Source organism: Chloroflexus sp. (assembly GCF_034431535.1).
GTDB lineage: Bacteria > Chloroflexota > Chloroflexia > Chloroflexales > Chloroflexaceae > Chloroflexus.
Map to the genome: position 1 here is coordinate 1 of NZ_DAOUDC010000058.1, position 9,758 is coordinate 9,758.

General features: G+C 59.1%; 6 protein-coding genes and 1 pseudogene. All 7 read left to right on the plus strand.

Annotated elements, in window-relative coordinates; genetic code table 11:
- The first annotated feature begins 322 nt into the window (after positions 1-322).
- Positions 323-1,258: an ABC transporter ATP-binding protein gene (locus U9R61_RS14545; protein WP_322489532.1), complete on the plus strand. Its 936-nt coding sequence runs from the start codon at positions 323-325 to the stop codon at positions 1,256-1,258.
- Positions 1,259-1,360: 102 nt separating this feature from the next.
- Positions 1,361-2,149, plus strand: coding sequence for an ABC transporter permease subunit (locus U9R61_RS14550; protein WP_322489533.1), 789 nt, complete (start codon positions 1,361-1,363; stop codon positions 2,147-2,149).
- Between the two features lie 53 nt (positions 2,150-2,202).
- Complete coding sequence (locus U9R61_RS14555) at positions 2,203-4,203, plus strand: GAF domain-containing protein (RefSeq protein ID WP_322489534.1); 2,001 nt, start codon at positions 2,203-2,205, stop codon at positions 4,201-4,203.
- Positions 4,204-4,263: 60 nt separating this feature from the next.
- Positions 4,264-5,223 (plus strand): TerC family protein, encoded by a 960-nt coding sequence (locus U9R61_RS14560; RefSeq protein ID WP_322489535.1) that lies wholly within the window; start codon positions 4,264-4,266, stop codon positions 5,221-5,223.
- Positions 5,224-5,242: 19 nt separating this feature from the next.
- The gene (locus tag U9R61_RS14565) at positions 5,243-7,171 is read left to right on the plus strand and encodes a peptidoglycan recognition family protein (RefSeq protein WP_322489536.1); all 1,929 of its coding nucleotides are present in this window, start codon (positions 5,243-5,245) and stop codon (positions 7,169-7,171) included.
- Between the two features lie 87 nt (positions 7,172-7,258).
- Entirely contained in the window at positions 7,259-9,235 is a 1,977-nt protein-coding gene (locus U9R61_RS14570; protein ID WP_322489537.1) for a choice-of-anchor Q domain-containing protein, read from the plus strand.
- Between the two features lie 221 nt (positions 9,236-9,456).
- Positions 9,457-9,758 (plus strand): annotated as a pseudogene (locus U9R61_RS14575) (phosphate-binding protein); the annotation flags it as partial.

The window sequence follows — 9,758 nt, forward strand, 5'->3', positions numbered from 1 at the left end:
GGGCAGTGCGATGCTCTGCCCGCGCGCACGGCTCGCGATGACAACGGAGGAACGGGGGGGAGCCCTCCTAGTGTTCCGCTACGCCAACGCCATCGCTCGTGGTACTATGTCATAGCGCGGGTAGGTTATGCCCGCAGCAATCCTCGCGCGAGATTGCTGCCGGTAAGCGATTAACTAGCGCCAACGTGTTTCGTAAGCAACGCGCCTTGCCTGCGGGATTAACTTGTCATAATAACGTAGACTCTGCCAACACGGCCTCCAATCCTGTGGCGCTTGTTGGCGGCTCCGCCAACCGCTGCCGCGATCTGATCACGAGAATGCTATGAATACCATCGAATGCCACCGTCTCACCCGCCACTTTGATCGTCTGGTGGCCGTTGCCGATCTCGATCTGGCGATTCCAGCGGGGACGATCTTTGGGTTTCTTGGCCCCAACGGCGCCGGTAAGACGACGACGGTGCGCATGTTGTGCGCCTTGATCGCACCGTCGAGCGGCACCGCCCGGGTGGCAGGGTTTGATGTGCAAACCCAAGCCGCTGCGGTGCGGGCCGCGACCGGTATCTTGACCGAAACTCCCGGTTTGTACGATACCCTCAGCGCGATTGAGAATTTGACCTTTTTCGCCCAGCTCTACGGTCTCTCGGCGACGCAAGCCGCCGAGCGCGCTGCCCACTATCTGCGGTTGTTTGAATTGTGGGAACGACGCAACGATCCGGTCGGCGGTTTTTCTAAAGGCATGCGCCAGAAGTTGGCGATCGCGCGTGCCTTGCTCCACGATCCGCCGGTGGTCTTTCTTGATGAGCCGACCGCCGGTCTCGATCCGGCTGCGGCGCGGGCGGTGCGTGATGTGATTAAGACGCTGCGCGCCGGCGGGCGCACGATCTTTCTCACCACCCATAATCTGGCCGAGGCTGATGAGTTGTGCGATTTGATCGGCGTCTTTCGTACCCGCCTGATCTCGCTTGATACTCCGGCTAATCTGCGTTCTCGCCTGTTTGGAAACAGTGTTCGAGTAGTGCTGTCCGGCCCAGCCGAGCCGTTCGTACCGGTGGTGCGTCGTTTACCATTCGTTGTCGATGTTACCGCCGGTGAGCGGGAGCTGTTGGTGCGTCTTCCTGATCCTGATCAACATAACCCGGAATTAGTGCGAACCCTGGTTGCTGCCGGTGCCGATATTTGTTATCTCGAGCCGTTTACGCCTTCGCTTGAGACGATCTACCTCGAGTTGATGCAGGACACGGTGACACCTGCTGCCTGATCGTTATGCTGTGGCATCCTCGTGAGTTACCTCCCGTATCGTGCGGGGCCGGGCAACGACAGGAGTTGTACCTATCTCCTATCGGTTATCTGTGAGTTGCTTATGCTGAATTGGGAGCGTATTTCCGTCATTATCGCCAAGGAATGGCTCGAACTGCGCCGCTCGCGTGGTTTGTGGTTGAGCATCTTGGTACCGCCGATACTCCTTCCGCTCGTTTCACTTGCGTTCATCTTTGTGATGGGTCCGGTGCCCGATACTGCCGAGATACCTGCTGCGGTCGTCGATCCGACGTTGACCAATCTTCGCCTCGAAGCGTTAGCACAGGTGATTTTCGGGAGACAGTTTTCAACCCTCTTTCTACTCCTGCCGATGGTTATCCCAAACGTGCTCGCTTCGTACAGCATCGTGGGTGAAAAGAATCGGCGTACCCTTGAGCCGTTGCTCGCCACCCCTATTTCGGTTGCTGAGCTGCTGCTGGGGAAGGTGTTAGCGACAATCCTTCCCGGTATTAGTCTTACGTGGTTGTGCGCCTTGATCTTCGCTGCCGGCTTGGTTTTCGTAGCCTTCGACCCGATCGTGCCGCGATTAGTTCTTCATTCGGGTTGGTTGATACTGCTTGTACTGTCTAGCCCGTTACTAGCCCTGATCTCGGTTGCGCTGACGGTGATGGTCTCGGCGCGGGTGAACGATCCGCGCAGTGCGCAGCAGATTGCCGGCGTGCTGATCGTGCCGGTGATGTTGCTCTTCTTCGGCCAGATGCTGGGGCTGTTTGTACTCGATCCGGCGGTGGCGCTGCTCTTCTCGCTGGTGTTGGCATTGATTGCAGGTGGTTTGCTGTGGCTAGCAACCCAAGCCTTTCAGCGCGAGAAGATTCTCACGTGCTGGCGCTGATCATCCTTGCACAACGGGGTATAATTGACCCAAACATTCGTTGAGGGTGGCCTATGAGCGCAACCAGCCTGCCTATGTATGAGGTGCTGACATCGCAACCGCCTGATCTGATCGGCGCGTTGCGCGAGACGATTCCATCGATCGGTATGCTGATCGATGCGCTGGAACACCAGTCTGATCCGGTGATGCGCCTAAGCTTGTTGCGGCAGATCGGTACCGAGTGGCATGCCTGCGGCGGTTTGGCCGAGGTGCTGACCGAGCTGGGGTTGCATCTGGCCGCCCGCTTGCCAATGCCGCAAGGGGTGGTGGTCAGCGAATTGTTGCTCGCGTTTGGCGCTGCCCAAGAAGAACAGCGCACCCGCGAATGGGAAGCGCGGCTGGTCGAACGCGCCGACCAGCTCGATGGTCTCCACCGGATTATTTCCGCCGCCAATTCGACCCTCGACCTCGATACCTCGCTACAAACCGTGGTCGAGACGGTGGCGCACGTGATGAACGTCGAAGTCTGTTCGATCTATCTCTACGACAAGCACCGCGATGATCTGGTCTTGCGCGCGACCCATGGCCTGAATCGGGCGGCGGTCGGGCAGGTGGTGGCCCGCTTGGGTGAAGGCGTGACCGGTTGGGCGGCCCAACTCGGTTATCCCGTTTCGGTGAGCGATGTCTATAAAGATCCGCGCTACCACCGCGAGCCGCAACTCGGCGAAGAGATTTTTCGCTCGATGCTGGCGGTGCCGATCGTGCTCTTTTCGGCTGAGCGGTTTCAGTTTAGCGCCGATAAGTTGCAAGGCGTAATTACGGTGCAGACGATCGCGCCGCGCGATTTTACCCAAGAAGAGATTTCGTTTGTCGAGATGGCTGCCGGCGAATTGGCCTTCTTCATCGCCAACGCCCAACTTTACCAGCAGACCGATGAACGCCTGCACCAGAAGTTGCGCGAGCTGACCACGCTCCAACAGGTTTCAAAATCGATCGCCGAGCAGATTGGTTTACACGATGTGCTGAATCTCATCGCTGAAAAGGCGGTCGATTTGTCGAAGGTCGATCGGGCGACCATCTTTCAAGTCGGCGAAGATGGCAATCTGAAGCTGGTGGCTAGTTATGGCGGCGAAGGCGATGGCGTGCGTGACCTGATTATTCAGACGGTGCGCGATGGCCGTCCGCTGGCCGTGATGAACGCCTATCAAGATGCGCGCTTTCCGCAGTTGCCTGAGGTGGCGCGCCGCGAGAACTTCCATTCGCTCTTCTGTATGCCGTTGCGCGCCCGTGGCCGCACGATCGGCGGTATCTGTCTCTACCGCAGCGAGCCGCACTTGTTCGATTACGAGCAGGTGCGGCTCCTTAATACCTTTGCCGACGAAGCGGCGATCGCCATCGAAAATGCCCGGCTTTACGAAGAGAGCCTGCGTGCGTTGCGGGTCAAGTCAGCCCTGCTCAAAGAGATGCACCACCGTGTGCGCAACAATCTGCAAACGATTGCCGCCCTGTTGTCGATGCAGTTGCGCCGGCTTGACCCCGCTAGTCCCGGCGCGAAAGCGTTGCGTGAGAGCGCTGCCCGCATTCAAGCTATTGCGGCCATTCATAATTTGCTGTCGCGTGATGATATCGGCGTGACGACGGTTGGCGCCGTTGCCCGGCAAGTGATCGAGAACGTCCAGACCCCCCTGATCGAGTCTGATGTGCGGGTTGAGTTTGCCATCCTTGGCGATGAGGTGCGAATTGGCTCACGCGATGCGACCATATTGGCGTTAGTCATTAACGAGTTGATTGATAATGCGTTGACGCACGGGCTTGCCGCCGAAGGTGGCCGGATCGAGGTAGAAGCGGTGCTTGAGCAAGGGCAGGTATTTATGGAAGTGCGCGATGACGGCCCGCGCCATCCGCCGCCGTCACCGCGCCCCAGCAGCGGGTTGGGCCTGCAAATTATCGAAACGTTGGTGAAGAGTGATCTGGATGGATCGTTCAATTTGATCCGTGACGAAGCCGCCGGTTGGATGCGGGCGCAGGTGCGGTTCCCGCAGCGGATCGTTGAAGACGATCGCATCGATGTGTAACCCTGCTGTAGGGACGCACGGCTGTGCGTCCCGCTATCGTAGTGCAACCAAGGAGCAATTGTGGAACCCACAATCTGGGCATGGATTGCCTTCCATGCAGTTGTCTTCTTCGTATTAGCCCTTGATTTGGGGGTGTTCCACCGCCGTTCGCACCGGGTTTCGGCGCGTGAAGCCGGTCTCTGGACGTTGGTGTGGATTTCGCTTTCGATGGCGTTTAATGGCCTGATCTGGCTTTGGCGCGGCCCTGAAGACGCGCTGAATTTTCTCACCGCATATTTAGTCGAATATTCACTGAGTGTTGATAATATCTTTGTGTTTGTATTGCTGTTCGGCTACTTTCGCGTGCCGCCGCAGTATCAGCATCGCGTGCTCTTTTGGGGCATTCTCGGCGCATTGTTGATGCGCGGTTCGATGATTTTGCTCGGCGCGGCATTGATTGAACGGTTTCAGTGGATTCTCTATTTTTTCGGTGCATTTCTGTTAGTGACCGGTGTGAAGCTCTTCTTTCAAGACGATGATCCCGCCGTCGATCCGCAGCAGAATCCATTGGCCCGCTTGGTGCGCCGGTTTCTGCCGGTGACGGCCGAGCTGCGCGGCGACCGCTTTTTTGTGCGTGAAGAGGGACGACTCAGCGCAACCCCGCTCTTGCTGGTGTTAGTGATCGTAGAAAGTACCGATTTGCTGTTTGCGGTTGACTCGATTCCCGCTATCTTTGGCATCACCCACGATCCGTTTATTGTCTATACCTCGAATATCTGCGCCATCCTTGGCCTGCGCTCGCTCTATTTTCTGCTGGCGAGCTTTATGCGTGCGTTTTATTACCTTCGCTTCGGGCTTGCGATTATCTTGTCATTCATTGGGGTCAAGATGCTCACCCCGTTGGTTACCGGTTGGTTTCTCGGCGGCCATGGGTTGCACATTCCCACCACCGTCTCGCTTGCGGTGATTGTGGTAACGTTGCTGGTCTCGGTCGCAGCATCGATCATCCGGTCGCGGCGATTGGCCGCTGCGGCCGATTAGCACCGGAAGGAGCTTGGTTATGCCCGATTTTCCCACCGAAGGCTCGCCGCCCTTTATCAACCGTATGTTGACCATCGCCGAGTGGCGTGATTACGTGACCAAGTACGATTTTGGCCGCCTAGTGCCCAGCCGGTTGGTGCTGCACCACACCTATCGTCCTGACGAGACGACGTGGCGTGGCTTGACCACCATGCGCGGGATTCAGAAGTTTTATGCCGGCAAAGGTTGGACGGCCGGGCCACATATCTTTACCGGCCCCGATGGCATCTGGCTGGCGACGCCGATGTCGCAGATCGGCATTCACGCCGGCACCGGCAATGGCTCGCTGGCGCAGGGCTGGTATTCGATCGGCTTGGAGATGGTTGGTTATTTCGATAAGGTGTTGCCGTCGGGAAAAGTCTGGGAGCATTCGGTCGCCGTGATGGGCGAACTCTCGCACCGGCTCAAGATTCCGCCGCGCCAACTCATCTCGTTCCACCGCGACTACACCAATCAGAAGAGCTGCCCCGGCTGGGCCGTCACTAAAGAATGGGTCTGGTCGCAAGTCGAAGCCTATCTGAATAATGCCGCGCCGCCGCCAGCGCCGCCTCTCGGCCCGATTGGCACGCCGACGCCTGATGATGAACTGTTGATCGAGACCTTGTTGGAAGAGGGTTATAAGCATAAAACCAACGGTCAAGGCTACAATGCCGATTGGGCCTTCCATCAGTACGCGCTTGAGCACAAGTTGGGCATGCCGATGGGGCCGAGCGCGCGGATGACGTTTGACGGCAGGGTTTACAATTACCAGCCCTTTGCGCGCGATACCCTCTACTGCGAGGTGCCGAATTGGGGTGATGTCAAGACGCTGAGCGACTTGCTCGGCGGCAGTATTCCAACGGGCGGCTTGGGCCGCGCCCTACTTGATGCGACCTATCGAGCCGGTGGTTCGCCCTTCCGACCTGATTGGGCCTTCCACCAGTACGCTGTGGCCCGTAAGCTGGGGCCGCCAGTCGGCCAGAGCGCCCAAATCACGGTTGACGGCAAACAGTATGCGTATCAGGCGTTTGCGGTTGATACCCTCTACAATCTGGTGCCCAATTGGCAAGATGTTCGCCAGTTGAGCCAGATCGGCGCCGCGACCGATCCGGCGACGGTGCGCCTGCGCGATGCGTTACTCACCGAGACGTACAAGCAAGCCGGTACGACGTATCGTCCCGATTGGGCCTTCCACCAACTGGCCCGCCAGTGGGCGATTGGCGTGCCGCTGGCCAATAGCTATCAAATCACGCTCGAAAAGACGACCTACGCCTTGCAGCCGTTTGCGCTCGACGTGCTCTACAATGTGGTGCCGAAGTGGAGCGAGGTGAAGCGCCTAAGCGATTTGGCTCGCCAGCATGGGATGCCGGTGCTCGGCGCGGCAATGCCTGCGCCGGTGTTAGCCGTGCGCAGCGCCGAGAGCACGCCGCCGTCCGACGGCGGGTTCAGTATTACGCAGGTTGCGCCGCCGGCAATGGCTTTTGGCGAACGCGGCGGTGAGCCGGTGAGCATGGTGGTGCTGCACGCGATTCCCGGCCCGGCGGAAGCGACGATCGCCGCTATGACCGATTTCAACGCCCGCTTTGCCACCCATTACCTGATCGGTCTCGATGGCCGCATCTACCGGCTAGTTAATGAAGCCAAGGCGGCATGGCATGCCGGGTTTGCCACCAGCGGCGGCACCCGCTACAATCTCAACCGGATCAGTATTGGCATTGCCCTTGAGCGTCCGGCAGGATGGCCGGCGACGCGCGACGTCGGCGATACCGATGCGCAGGTGCGCGCTTTGCGCTGGCTGCTGCGCCAGCTCGATGCCCGTTACCGGCTCGATCCCGATGCGATTGTGCTCTGGTCGAGTCTGGCCGGCAGCGATGAAGAGGCGTTGGCCGGATTGCCGCTTGGTGCGTTGCGCGAGGCGTTGATGGGGTAGACCGGGTGCGCGTTTGATGCAGAGGGGTGCCGGGCGGTGATGCCCTCTGCAGAGCTAACCAAGCAGCTCCGCTCAGAAAGGCTGGCTATGCAGACCATCGTGAACCGTACTGTTGCTCGCATCGTTGCCCTGCGGTTCTGGTCGATTCTTTGGGTGTGGATCGCTATGCTGGCTTTCACCGGCTGGCCGGTATCGCCGGCGCGCGCCCAAGCCAAAGTGGTTGGTAATGGCACGCCGGCTAGTTGCACCGCCGCAGCGTTGGCGGCAGCAGTTGCCGGCGGCGGCGAGATTAGCTTCAATTGCGGGCCTAGTCCGCACACCATTACGCTCGCTTCCCCGTTGACCATCACCGCGCCACAGACGATCATCGATGGCGGCGGACGGATCACCTTGCAAGGCAATAATAGCCGGTTGATTGACCACTACACCACCGGTCTGATTGGCGCTAGCCGACTCGAACTGCGGAACCTGACCCTCATTGGCGGCAGAGCCAGCGGTGGCGGCACCGATGAATCGGCCGTCAATGGCAGCGGCGGCGCGATCCGGAGCTACTTCGCGGCGGCGAACCCTGCGTTTACCCCAACGTTGGTGATCGATCGCGTGACCTTCCGCGATAATCAAACGATGCTCACCTCGGTACCGTCTGGCCGCGATGCTTACGATTACGGCGGCGGCGCGATCTATAGTCGCGGCGGCGCCGTGATCATTGCCAATAGTCGGTTTGAAGGCAATCACGCCCACAACGGCGCCGGTGGTGCGATCCACCTGTTGCAGAGCAGTTTGTCGGTGGAGGATACCGTCTTTGTGGGTAACACCGCCATCGGTGCCCGCCCGCAAGATAGCTTTGGCGGCGCGATTTCGGCTGATGGCTTGGGCGGCGCTAACCGCCGTTTGCGGGTGGTGCGTTGCCTCTTTCAAGAAAACCAAGCCTACAATTCTGGCGGCGCGATTCACGCCAATATGTACGAAGACAGCAGCGGCCTTGAGGTGATTGATAGTGCATTCCTTAACAACGCGGTGATCGGCGGTAGTCGCGGCCAAGGCGGCGCGATCGGCGGCGGCGGATCAGCCAATGGCTCCGGCACTGGCAACCCTAGCGTGTTGATCAGTGGCAGCCTGTTTCACGCCAACCGTGCCCGCCGCACGCCGGGGGCTGATGGCAATCCACGGGAAGATGGCTCTGGCGGCGCAGTGGCGTTTCCCCAGCAAGTGATGCTGCGGATCGTCAATTCCACCTTTGTCGCGAATCGAGCAGAGGGCGATGGTTTCAACGCGAACGGCGGCGCACTCTACGTCATCAACAACCAGCTAGCGCCGTTCATCATCGAAACCAGCACTTTTGCCAACAACTACGCCGGTTGGGTAGGCGGCGCGATCAGCCATTCCGGCAATGGCAGCGTCAGCAATAGCCTTTTTGCTTATAACGCCGCTCGCAACGGCGGCAATGGCTGGAACATTCAGCAACACTGTTCGCGCGAGCTGACCCACGATGGTCGTAGTTTGCAGTACCCGCCGCGCTTGACCGGTGCGAATTTCTGGAATGATGTCACCTGTTTTGCCGGTAAGAGCGCGCCTAACCAAACCAATGACCCGCAGTTTCGCGATCCCATGCTGCGTGCGCTGGCCAACAACGGCGGGCCAACCCAGACGATGGCGATTCCCGCCGATAGCCCAGCCCGCGATGCCGGCGCTGCCTGTCCGGCCACCGATCAACGCGGCGTCGCTCGCCCGCAACTCAATGCCTGCGATCTAGGGGCATTTGAATTGCAAGTGCCGTTGATTGCCACGCCGCCGATGGTGGCGCGTAACCAACCGTCGCCAGCGCTGCTGCTCTACGGGGTTGATTTTACTGCGGCGACCCAAGTCTTTGTGAACGACCAGCCCCGTTCCACTGTCTTCATCAATAGCCAGACCTTGCGTGTCGTGCTTACGCCGGCTGATGTTGCCGATGTTGGTCTGCTTACTATCAGTCTGAGCGGGCCGGGGAGCGTTGTTGGCACGGCGCAGGTGCGGGTGATGGCGCTCGTCTCACACGTCTATATCCCCTTGGCATTGCGTCCATAACTTTTCTTTTCCTGCCGAACGTTCACCTGTATTTAACATTCTCTTAACAATTCAATGATACGTTCTTAACCCGCACCCTGTATCGTATGCGTGCAAGCGTCGCTCTCTGCATCCTGTCAGAGTGTCGCACCATGACGTGTTATGAGCCGGGCAGACATTCTGCCAAGTTAGGGTGTGCTTGCAGTTTGCAGATAGTAGAGGTGTAAGGAGAAACGAAACGTATGGTAGGTAATGCGAAACGGTGGATCTACGGCCTTATGCTCATGACGCTGCTCATTCCAATGATCGCAGCGTGTGGTGGACAACCGGTAGCCCAGCCAACGGCAACGCCGGCCGCCCAGGCAACAACAGCACCGGCTCCAACGGCAGCGCCGGCCGCCCAGGCAACAACAGCACCGGCTCCAACGGCAGCGCCGGCCTCTGAGCTGGCTACGCTCAGTGGTGATATTCTGATCGACGGGTCGTCAACGGTCTATCCGGTGACGGCGGCGGCGGCGGAGGAGTTTGCCCAGAAAGCGCCGAA